This window comes from Catenulispora subtropica, from assembly GCF_039531675.1.
In the GTDB taxonomy this organism is placed as follows: domain Bacteria; phylum Actinomycetota; class Actinomycetes; order Streptomycetales; family Catenulisporaceae; genus Catenulispora; species Catenulispora subtropica.
In genome coordinates, this window is sequence record NZ_BAAAQM010000004.1 from 162,869 (window position 1) to 181,792 (window position 18,924).

Genomic DNA, 18,924 nt, shown 5'->3' on the forward strand with positions numbered 1-18,924 from the left:
CAGCGCGCAACGAACGGGGCCGAGGCCCGGTGGGCGACCGCGGCGATGCCGTCGGCGCCTGCCCACCTTCTGGAAGGATGTTAATGAGTCACCATTCATGGCGCGGGTCACCGCGAGGCCTGCTGGCGATCGCGGCGGTCGCGGCCGTCGCGGCGACGACGGCCGCGGGCATGCCCGTCGCGCGCGGGGGGACGGCGGCCGTCAGCACCGCCGCCTCGGCCTCGGCCGCCACCGCCACACCGGTCACGGCCGCCCGGCCCGCCACCGAACTGACACCGCAGCAGGCCTCGATCGCGGCCGGCAAAAGCGGGAAGCCGGTCCCGGTGCCCGGATCGACGACCCCGACCGACACGCTGACCGCCAACCCCGACGGCACGTTCACCGTGGACCATGCGCTCGCACCGGTGCGCAAGCGGGTCGGCGCGACGTGGGCGAAACTGGACCCGACCCTGGTCGCCAACCCCGACGGCACCATCTCGCCGCGGGTCACGACCTCTCCCGTGACGATGTCCGGCGGCGGCTCCGGACCGCTGGCGACCCTGGGTTCGGCCCGGCGGTCGCTGGCGCTCTCACTGCCGACCGCGGTGCCGACCGCGCTGCCCAAGCCGACGCTGGCCGGGGCCACGGCGACCTACGCCTCGGTCCTTCCCGGTGTCGACCTGAAGGTGACGGTCGACGCGCAGGGCGGCGTGTCCGAGGTGCTCGTCATCCGCGACGCCGCCGCGGCCGCGAACCCGGCCCTGACAGACCTGGAACTGGGCACCGCGGCGACCGGCCTGAGCCTGGCCGCCGACCCGGCCGGCAACATCACCGGTAAGGATGCGGCCGGCCACGTCGTGATCGCCGCGCCCGCCCCGATGATCTGGGACTCGGCCGAGGCGCCGGAGAAGCACGCCGCAGCCGTCCCCGACCCCGCCGGCGTCTCGGTGGACGCCGCGAACGGTCTGCCGCTCGCCTCCTCGGCGGCCGCCCCCGGCGAAGGGGCGCATCAGGCCAAGGTCAAGGTCGCGCTCGGCAAGACCGCGTCCGGCAAGGACGCGATCAAGCTGACGCCGGACCGGTCGATGTTCACCTCGGCGGCCACCAAGTGGCCGGTCTACTTCGACCCGACGTTCATCGCCCCCTCGGCGGGCTCGCAGGAGCCAGGCTGGACGACGGTGACGGACTACTGGAGCACCACCTCGTTCTGGAAAACGTCGGGCAACCTGAAGGTCGGCTACTGCGGTTGGTCGTACTGCAACAACGACAGGAACCGGTCCTTCGTGGACGTCTCGGTGCCCTCGCAGATCTGGGGCTCCACCGTTCTCAGCTCACAGATCAACTTCAACGAGGTGTGGTCGCCGTCGTGCACGGCCACGCCGGTGGAGCTGTGGTCCACCGGATCGATCGGTGCCGGGACGACCTGGAGCAATCAGCCCGCGTGGTACTCGAAGGTCGGCACGCAGTCGGTGGCGAAGGGCTATAGCAGCGGCTGCCCGAGCGGCGGCGTCGGATTCGACATCACCTCGGTGATGCAGACCGCCGCCAACAACCACGCCGGCGACCAGACGTTCGGTCTTCGCGCCGGCGACGAGAGCGACGCGTACGGCTGGAAGCAGTTCAGCTCGGCGGTCACGGTCTCGACGACCTACGACCACGCGCCGAACACCCCCAACGGCCTGTCCACCTCGCCGGCGACCGCTTGCGGCGGCACGCCCAGCACGGTCGGCGACGGCGACGTGACCTTGTACGCTCCGCTTTCGGATCCGGACAACGGAACGCTCGGCGCGGCCTTCTCCCTGTGGAACACCGCGACCGGCGCCCCGATCGCCTCGTCGACCTTCGACCAGGTCTCCGTCACGTCGGGAAGCACCGCTGTGTTCACCGTGCACGAAGCGGCCCTGAAGCAGTCCGCGGGCGGCGCGGTCACCCAGTTCTCCTGGCACGTCCAGGCTTCCGACTACAAGTTCTCCAGCGCCTGGTCCGCCACCTGCACGTTCGATTTCGACCCGACCCGGCAGGGCGCGCCGAGCGTCACCGAGCCGGTCAACGCGAAGGTTGGGACCCCGGTCTCGATCACCATCGCCAAGCCGCTGACCGGCACCGTGCCGAGCAGCTACCTGTACCAGCTCAACGGCACCGCCGCACAGACCGTGACGGCTGCCTCGGGCGGCGCGACGGTCACCATCACGCCCACCCGCTTCACCAACATCCTGTCGGTGACGAGCGTCTCGGCCGGCGGCAACATCGGTGACACCGCGGTCGTGGAGTTCAACGCCGCAGCGGCCACCACCCAGGCGCCGAACGACATGACCGGCCACGGCATCGCCGACCTGCTGACCGTCGGCGGCGTCAACGGCCTGCCCTCGGGTCTGTGGCTGGCTCCCGGCCAGGCCGCGGCGGGCGCGACGGCCGGTACCGGACAGGTTCAGACGGCTGCCACGAACATCGGAGTCAACGGCAACGGCTACAGCACGGCCGACACGGCCTCGGACTACGACGGCGCGCAGGCCATCACAGGGCACTTCAACGGCTCCGGCTTCAACGACGTCCTCGTCTACTACCCGACGGGAGCCAACGCCGCCGGCGGCGCCGTGATCAGCGGCACGGGGGACGGCTCGCCGTTGCAGCCTCAGTACAGCGGCAACGAGAACACACTGACCCGGTCCCTGTTCGTCGACCCGAACGGCGCCAACCCGGTCCAGCTCGCCACCGCGGGGAACGCCAGCCGGCAGAACCTCGCCTACCCGGACCTGATCGGCGTGGCCGGCCCGGCGGCCGGGAGCGGGGGCTACACCCTGGACCTCTATCCGAACGGCAACGGGGCGTACGGCGCGGTCGACGTGCTCAGCAACACGGCCCCGGACGGCACCATGAACTGGAACAACTGGACGATCGCCGACACCGTGATGGGCGACGGCTCGACCGCGATGTTCCTCTGGAACAGGTCCACCGGTGCGCTGTACTTGTGGACCGGCCTGAACGGGGCCTCGGCATACGCCAACGGCGGCGGAGCCCTGGCCTACACCCAGTACCTGATCTCCACCGGCTGGCACGCCAACAGCTCGGCCGGCCTGCAGGCCGCCGACATCAACCATGACGGCGTGCCGGACCTGTGGACGGTCGGCGCGGGCGGCACGGTGACCGCGTGGCTGGTCGGCGGCCTGAGCGGCACGCCGACGATCTCCGCGCAGAGCGGCCAGACCCTCCAGACCGCGGCGCATACGTGGCTCCTCAACGACCAGGGGACGTCGGGGGCCGCTTACGGCACCGCCAAGGACCTCACCGTCACCGGCGGGCTGAACGCGTCCACCACCAACGTCACCGGCAACAGCGGCGACCTGTTCTCCCCGGACGCGAAGTTCGGCGGCAGCGGCGACGCCGTCACGACCGGTCCCGCGGTCAACACGGCGTCGGACTTCACCGTCTCGGCGTGGGTCAAGCCGGACACCGCAAACGGCGTCGTCCTTTCCCAGGACGGTGCCCACACCTCCGGGTTCATGCTCTACCCGAACACCGCGGGGGGTGACTGGGCGTTCTGCATCGCCACGGCCGACACCGCCGGCAGCTGGCCGTACGACTGCGCGTCCGGCGGCACCATCCAGCACGGCGTCTGGACCCGCGTGACCGCCACCTACAAGGCGTCGACCGGCATCATGTCGCTCTACCTGAACGGCGTGAACGTCGGGCTGACCACGCACACGGCGGTCAGCGGGATCACCGGCCCCTTCCACATGGGCGACTACCTCAACGACAACGCGAGGGCCTCCTACTACACCGGGCAGCTCGCCGACGTCCAGACCTGGAACCAGGTCGTCCCTCCGACCGCGCCGGCGAGCGCGGACGGCTACTTCGTCCCGCTCACCCCGACCCGTCTGCTCGATACGCGGAACTCCGCCATCGGCGGCTACACCGGACCGGTCGCGTCCGGATCGACCGTCAGCTTCCAGGTGCTCGGCGCCGCCGGCGGGGCCATCCCGTCGACCGGGGTCACCGCGGTGGCGATGTCGATCACGGCGGTCGGCGCGAACAACGGCGGTTTCCTGACCGCGTACCCGGACGGCACGCCGCTGCCGGTGTCCAGCACGGTGAACTACGGCCCGGCCGCGAACATCACGAACGGGACGATCGTCCCGGTCGGCGCGGACGGCAAGGTGGCGATCCACAGCCACGGCATGGACACCGGCACCACGGTGCAGGTCCTGGCCGACGTCACCGGGTACTTCACCACTGACTCGGGGGTTCCCGGGGCGGGGACCTACGTGCCGATCGCGGCGACCCGGTTCCTGGACACCCGCAACGGCACCGGCCGCGACGGCGTGACCGGCCCGATCGCCAGCGGCTCGTCCCTGAGCCTGCCGATCGCCGGGGTCGCGGGCATCCCCGCCGCCGACGTCACCGGAGTGGTGATCAACCTGACCACCGCCAACTCCGGCGGCAACGGCCCGCTGCTCGCCTACGCCGACGGCACAAGCACGCCCACGGGCACGACCGTGCAGACCTACGCCAGCGGCTCCGCGGTCGCGGCCGAGGCGGTGGTACCGGTCGGCGCGGACGGCAAGATCGCCATCTACAACGGCGGCCTCGGCACGTCGACCGACATCATCGGGGACGTCGTCGGCTACTTCAGCACCTCGACGGGCGGCCAGAAGTACCACACGTTGGACGCCACCCGGTTGTTCGACAGCCGCCTGACCGGCGGCGCCATCACCAGCACGACGCCGCGGGCCTACCTCCAGACCGCCGTCAACGCGGTCAACCCGACGTTCGTCCTCAACATCACCGCCACTGGGGCGAGCGGCATCGGCAACATCACCGCGATTCCCGACGGCGGCGTGACCAACGGCACCAGCGGTGCCAACTACACGGCCGGTGGTGACGTCGCCGACATGGCCGTGACCGCCACGCACAACAACATGTTCGACCTGGCGGTGCAGGGGGCCGCGACCCAGGTCGTGGTGGACACCAACGGATACTTCGCCACCTTCTAGGCGGCCGGGGATCCGCCAGCGCCTACCGAGCGCGGCACACCGCGGGGCCGGGAGCGACCCGGCCTCGCGGCACGGCCGGCTCCTCTCATTCACCTTCATCAGCGAATGGAGATTCGATGTCTCATCGTCGGAGATCGGCAAGACTTCGACAACGGCTCGGGTGCGGGGCGGTGGCCGTCGTGGTGGCGGCTTCGCTGCCGACCGCCTCGTTCGCGTCGGCGGCCGGCATCGGGAGCGCGGCTGCTCGGCCGACGCCCGCCGGGGATCCCGGCCCGGCGGTCAGCGGGGTCGCCGCGGTGCGTTCGCACTTCGTCACGCCCGATGATCAGGCGGCGCGTCCGTTCCAGGCGACGGCGACGACGTGGCCTTCGGACGCGGACGTGACGGTCGCGTCGGGGTCGGCGGAGGCGGCGGCGCCGTCGGCGCTGTCAGCGTCACAGGCCTCGCCGCCGGTCACAGTGCACGTGCTCGCTCACGACAAGGCCACCGCCGCCAACGTCAGCGGAGTGCTGATGACGGTGACGCCGAACTCGGCGTCGCCCAACACGGCAGTCGCCGACCCGGGCCGGGTCCGCCTGAGCCTGGCCTACAGCGGATTCGCGCAGGCATACGGCGGCGACTACGGCGCGCGCCTGAGCATGGTGGCGTACCCGTCGTGCATCCTGACGACGCCGGCCAAGGCGGAGTGCCGGGTGCCGACGCCGTTGGCGTCCGTGAACGACCAGGCGAAGCGGACCGTGTCGGCGCAGATCAAGACCTCCTCCGCCGCCGCGCCCATGGTGGTGGCGGCGACGTCGTCCGCCGGGACCGAGGGCGGCGCCGGGGGCACGTACGCGGCCACGACGTTGAAGCCGTCGGGGTCGTGGACCTCGGGCGGGTCGTCGGGGTCGTTCACCTACACCTACCCGATGACGGTTCCTCCGGCCTCGACGAGCCTGACCCCGAAGGTGGGGCTGGCCTACGACTCGGGCAGCGTGGACGGGCAGACCGCCGGCAGCCAGACCCAAGCCTCTTGGGCCGGGGACGGCTGGTCGACCGGCGACTCCTTCATCGAGCAGTCGTTCGTGCCCTGCTCGGACAGCCCCGAGGGCAGCGCGTCACCGGTGTCGAGCTCGGACCAGTGCTACGACGGCCAGATCCTGACGATGTCGTTGAACGGCTCGTCCACGGCGCTGGTGTGGGACGCGTCCAAGAACGTGTGGAAGGCTGCCGGGGACTCCGGCATGGTCATCACTCATGTGACGGGTTCGAACAACGGCTCCGGGACCTACAACACCGACTACTGGAACCTCACGGACCGCTCGGGCGCCACCTACAGCTTCGGCCGGAACCGGCTGCCGGGCTGGAGCGCGGGGAAGCCCACGACGAACTCGGTGGACTCGGTGCCGGTGTACTCGGCGCATTCCGGCGACCCCTGCTACAACGCGGCCGGATTCAGCTCGTCGGTGTGCACCATGGCCTACCGGTGGCACCTGGACTACGTCACCAGCGCCGGCGGCCGGGCGGCGATGGCGTACTACTACAACCAGGACACCAACTACTACGGCGAGAACAACGGCGCCGCGAACGTGTCCTATGTCCGGGACTCCCACCTGGCGCGCATCGACTACGGGTTCACCGACGGTGGCGCGTTCGGGACCGTGCCGGACCAGGTGGTGTTTCACACCGCCGACCGCTGCGTGTCAGGCACCTGTGACCCGCTGAACTCGACGACCAAGACGAACTGGCCCGATGTGCCGTTCGACCTCGTGTGCGCCTCCGGGGCCACGTGTTCGTCGTACTCGCCCGCGTTCTTCTCCACGGTGCGTCTGGCTTCGGTGTCGACATCGCAGTACAGCACGGCCGCCGCCGGGTACGTCACCGTCGACTCCTGGACGCTGGCGCACACCCTGCCGGCCACCGGCGACTCGACGTCCCCGACGCTGTGGCTGGCGTCGGTCCAGCACACCGGCAGTGACACCACCGCGGGCGGCTCGACCTCGTCCATCACCTTGCCGGCGGTGTCGTTCGCGGGCGTGGACCTGGCCAACCGGGTCGACACGACGACCGACGGCCTGCCGCCGCTGTACCGGTACCGGATCTCCGCGATCACCACCGAGACCGGTTCGGTGATCTCGCCCAGCTACGGTCAAACCGCCGCTTGCACCGCCCCGGTGACGATCGCCCCGGCGGCCAACACGTCCTCGTGCTACCCGGTGTACTGGACCCCCAGCGGGTACACCCAGCCCTATCTGGACTGGTTCAACAAGTATGTGGTCACCTCGGTCACCCAGAGCGATCCGACCGGTGGTGCGCCGCTGATGCAGAACTCTTACACCTATGTCGGTGGGGCGGCCTGGCACTACGACGTCAACGAGGTCGTCAAGGCCAAGTACCGTACCTACGGGCAGTTCCGCGGCTACGGCGACGTCCGGACGTTCGGCGGCGACGGAGCCAACGACCAGAAGTCGGAGTCCGAGACCACCTACTACCGCGGCATGTCGAACAACAACAACACCACCGCGGTGACGCTGTCCGACTCGGCGGGCGGCACCCACGACGACGCCGACGAGCTCGCCGGCGAGGTGCTGGAGACCACCGCCTACCTGGGATCGGGCGGGCCTGTCGACCACTCGACGATCACCTCGTACTGGGTGTCCGCCCCCCTCGCGACCCGGAACCGCACCGGACTTCCGGCAATGACGGCCAAGCGTGTCGCCGCGGCGGAGACATACAGCCGGCAGGCGGTCACCAGCAGCGGTACGACGAGTTGGCGGTACACCGAGACCGACACCACGTATGACGCCACTGTCACCGATGCGAACTTCGGACTCACCACCGCGGTGTATACGCACACTGTGCCGGTCAACCCGGCTTACGATTCCTGCACGACCTCCTCGTACGCGGCCCCGAACGTCTCGGCGAACATCGTGGGACTGGTCGCGGAGACGGAGACCGACCACGTCGCGTGCGGCGGGTTCACCCAGGGCAGTCCCGCATCAGTACCGGCAAATCTCAATACCCTGACTGCTCCGGCGACCGTCAGCCGCCCGGCTCAGGTGGCCTCGGACGTGCGCACCTACTACGACGACCCGACCTTCGCCACCACGTTCCCGCAGGCCGCTCCGCCGAGCCGTGGTGACGTGACCATGACCAGGCAGGCCAAGGACTACGCGGATGGTGCGTTCGTCTACAACACCGCTTCCCGTACCACCTATGACGGGTACGGGCGCGTGGCGCAGGCGTATGACGGAAACGGCAACCTGACCGGTACCACTTACACCGTCGACTCGGTCGGGCTGAGCACCGGCCAGCAGGTCACCAACGCGCTGAACCAGACCGCCAGCACCACCCTGGACACCCAGCGCGCCCTGCCGCTCACAGCCACCGACGCTAACGGCGTAACCGTCACCACGCAGTACGACGCCCTTGGCCGGACTACTTCGATATGGCTGGCCTCGCGAACCGCGCCGGCGCCGGCCAATGAGCTGTTCGCCTACCAGGTGTCGAACACCGGGCTCACCGCAGTGACCACGAGCAAGCTCAACGACGAGTCGGCCTATCAGACCTCTGTCCAGATTTACGACGCGTTGCTGCGCTCTCGGCAGACCCAGACCATCACTCCGATGGGCGGCCGGATGGTGAGCGACACCTTCTACGATTCGCGCGGCTGGACAAAGTCCACGAACAACGGCTGGTGGGACAAGAACACCCTGCCGGCCGTCGCGCTGATCAGCCCGGTGTCGCTCAACGATCCGATCCCCAACCAGGACTTTCTGACCCACGACGGCCTGGGCCGCACCGTTATCGACGCTTCGGCCAAGAACGGCGCGACGGTGTCCACGACGACCACGATCTACAACGGCGACCGGACTACGGTGATCCCGCCGACCGGCGGCGTCATCTCCTCGACCCTCACCGACCCGCTGGGCCGGTCGGTCGAGCTGGACCAATACAGCAGCACCCCGGCCGTCAACGCGCCCGTGAACCCCTTCAGCGCGCCGTTCTTCGTCACCGGCGGCACCTTCACCGCTACCACCTACGGGTTCGACGGCCATGGCAACCAGTCCACCGTGACCGACGCCGCGAACAACACCTGGACCACGACGTTCAACCTGCTGGGCCAGGCCACCGCCAAGAGCGACCCGGACGCCGGAGCGACGACCGGCCTGCAGTACGACGGTGCCGGGAACCTGCTGCAGACCACCGATTCCCGAGGCAAGACGATCAGCTACACCTACGACGCGCTGAACCGCAAAACCGGCGAGTACGACGCACCCGTCAGTTCGCAGAGCGCCGGCAACGAGCTCGCGTCGTGGGCGTATGACAACTCCAACAACGCCGTCGCGGGTATGACGTACCCGGTCGGCCACCTGACGACGTCGACGTCGTACGACGCGGGCGCGGCGTATGTGAATCAGGTGTCGAGCTTCAACATCTTCGGCGAGCCCCTGGGCGAGACGGTCACAATACCGGCAGCCGAGGGCGCGGCACTGGCGGGAACGTACACCTACAGCCACATCTACACGCCCACCGTCGGCCTGCCGATGAAGGACGTGTACCCGGCGGCCGGCGGCCTCCCGTCCGAGACGGTGCTGCACAGCTACGCCGGGACGCTCGACCTGCCGAACACCGTCAACGGCCTGTCGGGGAACTACCTGTCGTCCACGACCTACGACGCCTGGAGCCGGATCAGCCAGCTGAAGCTGAACGCCGCACCGAACTTCGCCTACGTCACCGACACCTACGACGACCACACCGGGCGCCTGACCGACCAGCACGTCACCCGGGCCGTGGCCACGCCGTCCGACGTCGACGAACAGTCCTACACCTACAACCTGGCTGGCAACCCGATCAGCCAGACCAGCACCCGCATGGGTTCCCCATCAAGCGCGGAGACGCAGTGCTTCAGCTATGACGGTCTGACCCGCCTGACCGGCGCCTGGACCGCGACCGACAACTGCGCCACCATCCCGACCACCGGCGCCCACAGCCAGGTCGCCGACAACCTCGGCCCGGCAAGCACATACTGGACCACCTGGCAATACGACGCCCTGGGACAGCGCCAACAACAGATCCAGCACACCACCGGCAGCGGCCCGGACACCACCACCGCCTACACCTACAACGGCAACGGCACCGGCCAGCCGCACACTCTGACGGGCACCTCCACCACCGGGGGAGCGACGGCCGGCGCCAGCTACTCCTATGACACCTCCGGCAACATGAAGACCCGCTCCACTCCCACCCTGGGCAGCCAGTCCCTGACCTTCAACGACCTCGGCAAGCCCGCCAGCATCACCGCGGGCAGCGCCAAAACCACCTACGTCTACGACGCCGACGGCAACATCCTGTTGCAGAAGGACCCCACCACAACCACCCTGTACCTCCCCGCCGAACAGATCACCCTGACCACGGCCACCAACGCCACCACCGGCGTCCGCTACTACGCCCTGCCCGGCGGCACCACGGCGTACCGCACCGGCGCCGGCACGTCCTACGGCTTCGAGGTGGCCACCGACCAGCACGGCACGAAGACCCTCATGCTGGACAACACGGGCCAGGTCCCGACGTGGCGACAGAGCACACCGTTCGGGGAGGCGCGCGGCGGCAGCACCAGCTGGGTCGACAACCGCGGATTCCTGAACAAGCCCGCTGATACGTCGACCGGCCTGACGGAGATCGGAGCACGGCAGTACGACCCGACCGTCGGGCGGTTCATCAGCCTCGACCCGGTCTTCGAACAGAAACAGTCACAGCAGGTCAACGGGTATACATACGCCGGCGAGAATCCTGTGGGTGCCAGTGACCCGACGGGGCTGACGCCTGTGCTGTCGTGCCCCGACGACGACCCCCGCAACGGTGGGTGCAAGCAGGCGTCGGGCGGCAACGCGGCCGGCAGCGCGGGCGATTCATACCAGAACAACACCGGAGAAGGCGGCTACGGCGACCAGGCTGTGATGATCACGCCCGATGGGCGCGCAATCGGCGGCAACGCCGACGACCCGGCGCTGGTGGCGGGCAAACCGTTGAGGCCGAGCCAGACCAACGCGCTGGCGGTGCAATACGGCTATAAGGGCTCGTCTGCATTCACGTGGAAGGATGCGGCCGAGTTCGCGCAATATAGCGAGATGGGCTGGGGCTATGTCTGCGAGGGGGTGATGGGCTTGTCTCATGGCGCGTGCAAGCATGACCCCTTTACTGGCAGTAAGGATATATGGCATGTCGAAGGGCTCGTCGAAACGATCAAGGACGCCCGGGGCTTCCTCGCCACAATAGGAGCTTATGGGGGATGCCTGGTTCCTGACGTGGGCTGGGCGACGTGCGGTCTCATGCAAGCGGGGGCATACGCGATGAGGACCGATCAGAAGGTTCAAGACGGTGGAGGATTCGACAAGAATCGAGTATCCATCGGCCTCGATGGTCTTATCACCATGGGCGGGATTGGTGCCGGAAAGCTTCTCGACGGGCTTAAGGGCCCGGTCGAAACGACGAGGTTGGGACCAAGGTCGGTGAGTCCGGCTGTGACCCAGTCTTGGGTTGAGTGGGCCACGACGGACGAAAAGACCGCTGTCTACATCTTCGGAAATCTCGACCTAGCGTACGATTTTGGATGCGGCCACATCGATATGATGTGCGCAAGAGAGTGACCTGGATTGATCAGTGAGTATGTGCAAGGCCTCTGGTGATGTTCGTGGGTGTTTAATTCACACGGACAACCGGAGGCCTTGCGCCTCTTTGTTTGCGGCTCATGCTGAACCCTAAAAGGCTGGCGAGATCGAAGCTTAGTTGCGCGCCAGGAAGCAGGTGGAGTTGATCACCTGGCTGCGAATATCAGCTTGCAATGTCAACGACGGCTCGGTGCGTGTCGGAACCACCCGGCGCTGCGGCCGGGGTGGGGAACACCCGTGGATCGTCTCGCGGGAAAAACGGGGAGGAGCCTCCGTACGGCTCACCCGCACCGAATGGGCCGTGCTGGAGATGCTGCTGCGGCACCCGAACCAGCTCGTCACCATCAACCGGACAGGCCGTGCCCGCCGGTGTTGCCCATCTGCGACTGCCCGTTGACCATCGCGCGCGAGGCTGCCGGGCCGGTCACGGTCCGGGCCGTCGGCGAGGTGCATGGCCTGCTGGCGGAGGTACAGGGCAAGCTGGAGCCGTTGCGAGCGACGCTGACGAAGCTTGCCGATCGCAGATGGCTGCTCAAACTTGCCGATGGCGCAAGGTCAGCACGACGGCGGCAGCGGCAGCGGCGGGCTCCACATGCTCAGACATGCGGTCCGTCCGGCATCTCTTGGCATGTCAGCATCCAGGCGCAGGCGCGTTACCTCGCTTCGCCTTCGGGCATCACATCTGCACGCAGCAGGTTGTGGTCCGAAAGGCTGCCGACGTTTTCGATCTGTGCGCCGCTCGTACTACCGCCACGGACGATGATGTGGTCGATGGTCCTGGCCGAGATGCCCGCGCCGTACGGCCGGGTGGGCGGTGCGTCCGGCGGGAGGACTGCGAGCGTGTATCCGGGGCCAAGGGCGGCTGACACAGTGGCGGAGTCGCAGTTGAAATCGCCGAGCAAGACGACCGGATTTGTCGAGGCGGTCGTGAGCTCGGCCAAGCGAGCCAGCTGACCGGCCCGGCGTTGGCCGGAGCTCACGTGAGTGGCGACTACGAGCGTGTCGCCGGTCTGGACGGCCAGCAGCCCCTTGCCCGGATCGTCGTCGAAGGCTTCGGCCGCGACCTGGTGGGCTGGCCCGTTCACCACCAGGACCAAGTGCTCGCTTGGGTCTTCTAATGAGGACGTTCCGTAGCGCGGTCTCGGGACGCGTGGGTAGCGCAGAGCGTGTGTCACACGGTCGGCGGATAGGGCGTGAACCAGATCGTTGAGTTGGTCGCCGCTGACTTCCTGGAGGGCGATGACCTGCTCAGCGCGCTCCATCAGCCGTGCCGTGATCGCGGCGATCCGATCCGTTTCGTCCGGCCAATGCCTTGGGCTGTCTTCGCCCCAGTTCTCGGCGTGGACGCGGTGCAGGATGTTCCAGGTCGCGACGGAAATCACGAGCCACCTTAACGCCGATAGGGTCAGGGGGTGTGTGCTCTGGTCCGCATCAGCAGTGCGGTGTGCCACGATGGCGAACTGAACCCCTCCGACTGGTGGTCGTCGGTTGCGCCTTCAATGAGCCCACTGCTCGGCCGCCCGGCCACACCGGAGCGCACCGTGCTCAACGAGGTCCTTCAGCGAAGACCCGCCTGACCGTGATTCGGGACACCGCCGTCGGCACCGCCGCGATGCACTCCACAGGATCGGTGCATTGCCGTCGTCGGGGTCTGCGATGGCGCGCCTCGGCGTCCATCTCCCTGGAGGAAGGTGGCGCTGTAGCCGGGCGGCTCGTGTGGTCAGGTAGGGAGGGCGGTGAGCCAGTCGATGAGCAGCTTGTTGACCTCCTGGGCGCGTTCTTGCTGGATCCAGTGGCCGCAGTCGTCGAGGATGTGCGCGGCGGACAGGACGGGCAGCGTGGTGGGGAAGGCGTCGATCGCCCCGGCCAGCCAGGTGGTCGAGGCGTCTCGGGATCCGCCGAGGAACAGTGCGGGTCTGTGCGGGTCGGGTGACGGGCGCGCCGTCGTGTTCGGCGAGGTCTTCCCAATCCCGGTCCATGTTCCGGTACCGGTTCAGGGCGCCGCGCATGCCGGAGCGTTCGAACTCGGCAGCGTAGACGTCGAGATCGGCTTCGCCGAGCCAGGCGGGGGAGCGGCCGGCCGGGAACCGTTCGCGCAGTGTCCCGCCCCGGCTGACGAAGTGCGGGTCCGGCGCCTCCGGACCGGGCATGGTGTCGGCGGACAGAGCGGCGTAGAAGCCGGCGAGCCAGCCGCGGACGTCCGGTTCGATCTCGGCCTCGGCCCGGCCGGGCTGCTGGAAGTAGCTGATGTAGAACTCGTCATCGCCGGGGATCTGTGCGAAGACCTCACTGGGGCGTGGCCCGCTGCGTGGGGTGTAGGGCACGCTCAACAGGCCGACCGCCCTGAAGGTGTCGGGCCGGAGCAGCGCGGAGTTCGCCGCGATGGTCGAGCCCCAGTCGTGTCCGATGATCACCGCGGACTGTTCGCCGAGGGCGTGCACCACGGCGATGTTGTCCGCCACCAGGTCGAGCATCCGGTAGGCGGCGACGTCCTCGGGTTTGGACGAGCGGCCGTAGCCGCGCACGTCGATGGCGACGGCCCGGTATCCGGCCGCGGCCAGCGTCGGCAGCTGGCGGCGCCAGGAGTACCAGGATTCCGGGAATCCGTGCACCAGGAGGACCAGCGGCCCTTTGCCCTGCTCGACCAGGTGGATCCGGCCGGCGGGCGTGGCGACCAGGCGGTGGGTGGCGTCCAGGGCCGGTGCGGGTTGTGTCATCGGTTCCTCCGGGGTGTGGTCGGTCCGGTACGAGCCCGGGCACCGGTCGCCGACCCGCCGCCCGACTCGCAGGATGCGATCATGAAGGACTGGAGCGCGGGTCGCGAATTCCGTTGCCGTTTCGGCAAATTCCAGGGCCTGGAACTGGCGGGCCCCGCCCGGTCCTCGGCTCCTCGACTCAGCGGCGGTGGCGGCTCGCAGTTCGGCCAGTTCGTGGTATGCGATGTCGGCTAACCCGCGGTCGTCGGCCGGCTCGAACCGGCGCGTCAGGGCATTGCGTGGGGGCGAGGCCGTGGTCACGTTGCTCGTGACCGAGTGGTGTCGGAAGGCTGCCGAACGCCTGGAGATCGACGTCGTTCCACGGCGCCTGCCCGCCGACTGATGCCGCGACCCCGCGTATGTCGACCACGGCCTGCGTCCGGTGCGACGCCGCCGCCTCCGGCTTCAGCCCTGCCATCGGCGACCGTCCGCTGCCTTGTCCAGGGTCGCCCTCAGTGCCGTCAGCACGGCGACGACCCACCTCGGTACCGTGACTGGTGCGGCAGCCGGGCGGTATCTGCCCGGCCTCGCCTGGAGTAGGGGGGGAGAGATATGACGACGGTGCGGCTGGCCTACATGCGGCGATACCTGGAAACACTCGTCAGCGGGTTGCTGCTGGGGTTGGCCGCGATACCAGTGCTCGTCTACCAGCGCGCCGACTTCGCCGGCTGGCTGCTTGGGGCTGTGTGTGTCGTGGCCCTGGCTGCTGCGGTGCCGTACACCTACTGGTTCCGGGCCGACGACCAGGGGCTGACTTTGGTACGGCTGCTGGCGCGGCGCAGGATTCCGTGGCGGGCCGTCCAGGGCCTTGACTTGAGGTTCCATAGGGATTCGAACACCGGCGCCCGACATGCGGCCGTTCACATACGCCTCAAGCCCTTGCGCGCAACCCGGCCCAGCGTCGCGAGGCGCCTTCGCCCCGGCCCGCTCATCGGCAGGCTCTCGATCACCGACGAGTGCCCTCCGTGCGGTACCGAACCGCAGGCACTGGCCGACCTGTTCGCCGTCTTCGGCGACCGCGGCGTGCCGATCGACGAGCGCGAATACGTGAACGCGGTCCGGGCTGCGCACGGCCGTCCAGCGCTTTCGGCTCCGACTGCATGACGCGGGCAGGGTAGCGTCCCAGCCCTGACGGCCTCCGCGCGAGGCTCAGGTCCGCGCGGAGCCCGGGGCGGGCGCGGGCGGCCCTCAGTTTGCCTGTACCCAGGCCGCCAGGGCGCGCAGGTCGGCGTCGACCTGGGCCCAGGTCTTGTAGTGCGCGCCGTGGGTGCGGATCTCGAAGACGAGCTGGTCCACACCGTTCTCCGCGGCGGGCACGACCAGGGTCATGTCGCCGAACATGCTGGTCTGCGGGACCTGCGGCCCGCCGGTGCACGCGGACTGCACGTATTGGCCGAGCGTGTAGGGGACCTGCCCGACGGGCGCGCGCTGGATGTTCTCGCTGAAATCGGCGGTCCCGCCGGTCTCAGTCACGCCCTGGAGGAGGGCGATGCGGTCGATGATCGTGTCGTTCGTCCACTCTTGCGCCAGGAAGTTGCGCACGCTCAGGGGCAGCCCTGGATAGATCTGGAAGAAGGAGGCCCGGCACAGGGCGACGGTGCTGTTCTTGACCTGGCCGGTCGGCGGGACGTTGTCGACGTAGTCGGCCACGCCGGCGATCTGCGTGTACATCAGCTCCGCGTAGGCTCTCAGTGCGGCCACGTTGGCGGCGGGGGCGCCGGGGGCGAAGGCGCCGTAGGCGGCCACGAGTTCGGCGGCGAAGGTCGGAGCCTGGCCGGCCCGGAACCGAGCCCGGCGCAGGTAGCTGCCCGGGCCGGCCGGAGCCGCTGCGCGGACCATGGCGAAGAAGGCGCCCAGCGCGCGCCTGGGCACCCCGAGGGTGTAGTGCAGGAACAGCCCGTCGCTGCCGTCGTTCTCGGCCGGCGCGTAGCCGGGCGGGAAGTTGATGATCTGGGCCGTCAATCCATCGGCGATCGCCGTGGCGTAGGGGCCGATGGCGGGGGCGAAGCCGCCGGGCTGCGCGGCGTAGAGAACGTTGCGCATGGTCTGGATCGCACCCAGCTGGCCGATGAGCAGAGCCACGCCGGCCGCCGCGGCACCGCCCGCGCCGACGACGGGCACCGCGTCAGTCACGAACTCGATGTTCGAGTGCCCTTGGCGCCGGTCGCTGACCAGTTTCAGGGCGAAGGGGTTACAGCGGGCCAGGTCGCTGTCACCCGGCAGCGCGGCGCCGAACTGGTCGGTGACCAGCAGGCTGATTTCGATCTCGAACCCGATCATCCCTCTCCCCTTCGCGGGCGCGGGTCCGGGCGGCCGTGGCGGCTGTATCGCGGCATGGCGCACACCCGCGTCCATTACCGCCCAGCGTAGAAGAATTGGGTTCGAGTGACTGATTCTCTGCGGAAAAGTAGGGTTTTCACCCGGGCGCCGCACCGGCAGGCCAACCGGCCGGCCGCCCTGGACGTGCGGGGCGGCCGGAAGACTTTGCTGTTCTGCGCGTGGCTGGCATGGTCCAGGTTCCGGCGGTGATCCCGGTCTGGGACGCCGCCGTCGGCACCTTGGCCTCCAGCCTGGACGCGACCAACAGGAGCCTTACGGCCGGGTGTGTGACAGCGCCCTGCCACCTCTGCAACCGTTCGAGATGGTCCCGCACCTGCGGATTCGGCTCGTGTTCCGGCCGCACGATGCGCAGCAGGTGGCGGGAGCGCCGGCGTAGCTCGGTCTCCTCGGCCTTCATGTCCCATCCCCCTTTCATGCCGTCTTCGAACGTCCCGCCTGTGAGCTCGAACGCACCCGGATATACCGCGAGGTGACATGCCCCGCAGGCCCGTCCTCGACGTCAGCTCTGTGCGGGGACGATTCGCTCGTCGGATCCGGTCAGCCCGCCGTCGGCGAGGAGAACATCGATGTCTGAGTTCAGCGCCTCGGTGATATCAGGGCCTTTTCGCAGCCAGCCGAACACCCTGGCCACCGCCTGCACCAGTTCGGATCGAGACACCCCGGGCAGCTCGCCGACCATCATCACCAGGGCCCTGCGACGCTCGACCGGCGGTACCCAGGCCACTCTGCGCGGCGCGGTTCCGTCGACGGCGCGGCCGCGCACCGGGACCGGTCCCGTCCGGTCCGGCACGTCGTACACCGCATCGTGCTTGACCAAGTCGCCGCGTCGAACCAGCGACCGCAGCACGAGGTCCACGTTCGCGCGGATCCGGCTCCCGTTCTTCCCGACGCCCCACGCCTCACGCGCCCGAGTCGTCAGCAGCTCGGCGTGGATGGGCCCCTCCACCGAGACGATCTCCCGCAGGACCCGCATCAGCGTCGGACGGGCCTCCGGCGTGTGCATCTCGGCTGAGCTGCCGCACACGGCGCTCGCGACCTGATAGACCCCCACCCAGGGCAGATCGCCCGAGCCGGCGTCGGTCAGCACGACGGTCTGCGTGGTCCTCGGAGCCGGCACGGCCGCAGGTACCGGCGCCGTCACCGGCATGTCCTGCTCGACATCGGTCGCCGCAGCCGTCGACTCTCGCACGGGCGGCGAGACGGGCGGCGCAGCGATAGCCGCTTCGACGGCGAGGCGGAGCTGCTCCTCAGCCTGCCGCCGGTCGCGGTACCATGCGCTTCCCCAGATCCGGTGCAGGCGCCAGCCCAGCCCGCGCAGCACGTCCTCCCGGATCCGGTCACGGTCCCGCGCGGCCCGGGAAGAGTGGTACATCGCACCGTCGCATTCGATACCCAAAGCGAACGCTCCGGGAATTGCCGGATGTGGGACGGCCATGTCGATCCGGAACCCGGCGGCGCCGACCTGCGAGACCGGCGCGTACCCCCAGGAACGCAGGGTGCTGAGCACCGACTCCTCGAAAGGGCTCTCCGGCCCGCCCAGGGAAAGGCCGTCCCCGTCACGCCGGGCCAGAGCCGCGGCGCCTTCGCCGGCGTAGCGGATGTAGTCGCCCAGGCGCAGGATACTGACGTTTGCGCCGGTGATCTGGTCGGCGTCGAAGGACGCTATGAGCTCGACCCGCTCCTTCGCCCGCGTGACTGCGACGTTGAGCCGCCGCCATCCTCCGGACTTGTTGAGGGGCCCGAAGTTCATCGTCATCTTGCCGGCCTCGTCGGGCCCGTAACCCACAGAAATGATGACACGTCGCGCTCGTTGCCCTGGACTGACTCCAGCGGCTTGATGAAGAAACCGTTCAGACGGTCGTCCTCCCGGAACAGGTGCTCCAGGTCGGGCCGCTGCCGACGCTCGCGGAGGACGGCGTTCATGACGGTCTCGGCCTGGTTGGCCGAGAGGGTGACCACGCCGAGGGTCTTGTCCGGGCGCGTCGACATCGCCGATCTCGGTCGAATCGGCAACCCGGCGACGTCGGAGGCTCGCTCATCAGCACGTTTAGTCGGCGGGGAGATGACGTGGCTGGTGCCGCTGACCTTCTCTCGTAGGCGAGCACGCCATCTCGAACGACCTCCGGCCTCCGCGTCCCCGGTGTGCGCCGGAGTTAACACGGCATGTACGGCCGTGTCATAGAGCCGTGACCACCGGACATCACCGTA

At 68.9% G+C, this 18,924-nt stretch carries 9 protein-coding genes; 4 read left to right on the forward strand and 5 right to left on the reverse strand.

What is annotated here, in order from left to right:
* Positions 1-83 precede the first annotated feature (83 nt).
* Together ABD466_RS05765 and ABD466_RS05770 are read left to right on the forward strand one after the other, a co-directional pair.
* Entirely contained in the window at positions 84-4,970 is a 4,887-nt protein-coding gene (locus ABD466_RS05765) for a LamG-like jellyroll fold domain-containing protein (RefSeq protein ID WP_344655873.1), read from the forward strand.
* A gap of 170 nt (positions 4,971-5,140) precedes the next feature.
* Positions 5,141-11,599, forward strand: a complete 6,459-nt coding sequence (locus tag ABD466_RS05770) for an RHS repeat domain-containing protein (protein ID WP_344655874.1) — start codon at positions 5,141-5,143, stop codon at positions 11,597-11,599.
* Positions 11,600-12,273: 674 nt separating this feature from the next.
* Here ABD466_RS05770 and ABD466_RS05775 read toward each other — a convergent pair.
* Together ABD466_RS05775 and ABD466_RS05780 are read right to left on the reverse strand one after the other, a co-directional pair.
* Positions 12,274-13,002 carry an endonuclease/exonuclease/phosphatase family protein gene (locus tag ABD466_RS05775; RefSeq protein WP_344655875.1) on the reverse strand — a complete coding sequence of 243 codons (729 nt, stop codon included), beginning with the start codon at positions 13,000-13,002 and terminating at the stop codon, positions 12,274-12,276.
* Positions 13,003-13,116: 114 nt separating this feature from the next.
* On the reverse strand, positions 13,117-14,337 hold the full coding sequence (locus ABD466_RS05780; protein ID WP_344655876.1) for an alpha/beta fold hydrolase: 1,221 nt from the start codon (positions 14,335-14,337) through the stop codon (positions 13,117-13,119).
* Between the two features lie 81 nt (positions 14,338-14,418).
* Here ABD466_RS05780 and ABD466_RS05785 point away from each other — a divergent pair, with 81 nt between their 5' ends.
* Together ABD466_RS05785 and ABD466_RS05790 are read left to right on the forward strand one after the other, a co-directional pair.
* Positions 14,419-14,571 (forward strand): hypothetical protein, encoded by a 153-nt coding sequence (locus ABD466_RS05785; protein ID WP_344655877.1) that lies wholly within the window; start codon positions 14,419-14,421, stop codon positions 14,569-14,571.
* A 357-nt stretch (positions 14,572-14,928) separates the two neighbouring features.
* Positions 14,929-15,480, forward strand: a complete 552-nt coding sequence (locus ABD466_RS05790; protein WP_344655878.1) for a PH domain-containing protein — start codon at positions 14,929-14,931, stop codon at positions 15,478-15,480.
* An 84-nt stretch (positions 15,481-15,564) separates the two neighbouring features.
* Here the strand turns inward: ABD466_RS05790 and ABD466_RS05795 are convergent, their stop codons facing one another.
* From ABD466_RS05795 to ABD466_RS05805, 3 genes are all read right to left on the reverse strand, one after another.
* Positions 15,565-16,656: a hypothetical protein gene (locus ABD466_RS05795; RefSeq protein WP_344655879.1), complete on the reverse strand. Its 1,092-nt coding sequence runs from the start codon at positions 16,654-16,656 to the stop codon at positions 15,565-15,567.
* Positions 16,657-17,215: 559 nt separating this feature from the next.
* Entirely contained in the window at positions 17,216-18,502 is a 1,287-nt protein-coding gene (locus ABD466_RS05800; protein ID WP_344655880.1) for a DUF3320 domain-containing protein, read from the reverse strand.
* Positions 18,469-18,705 carry a hypothetical protein gene (locus tag ABD466_RS05805; RefSeq protein ID WP_344655881.1) on the reverse strand — a complete coding sequence of 79 codons (237 nt, stop codon included), beginning with the start codon at positions 18,703-18,705 and terminating at the stop codon, positions 18,469-18,471. The genes ABD466_RS05800 and ABD466_RS05805 overlap by 34 nt, the downstream gene beginning before the upstream one ends.
* Positions 18,706-18,924: the final 219 nt, after the last annotated feature.

Coding starts and splice junctions, on each gene's coding strand:
- ABD466_RS05780 (WP_344655876.1), bottom strand. CDS start 14,337: ATGACACAACCCGCACCGGCCCTGGACGCCACCCACCGCCTGGTCGCC.
- ABD466_RS05795 (WP_344655879.1), bottom strand. CDS start 16,656: ATGATCGGGTTCGAGATCGAAATCAGCCTGCTGGTCACCGACCAGTTC.
- ABD466_RS05765 (WP_344655873.1), top strand. CDS start 84: ATGAGTCACCATTCATGGCGCGGGTCACCGCGAGGCCTGCTGGCGATC.
- ABD466_RS05785 (WP_344655877.1), top strand. CDS start 14,419: ATGAAGGACTGGAGCGCGGGTCGCGAATTCCGTTGCCGTTTCGGCAAA.
- ABD466_RS05790 (WP_344655878.1), top strand. CDS start 14,929: ATGACGACGGTGCGGCTGGCCTACATGCGGCGATACCTGGAAACACTC.
- ABD466_RS05805 (WP_344655881.1), bottom strand. CDS start 18,705: ATGTCGACGCGCCCGGACAAGACCCTCGGCGTGGTCACCCTCTCGGCC.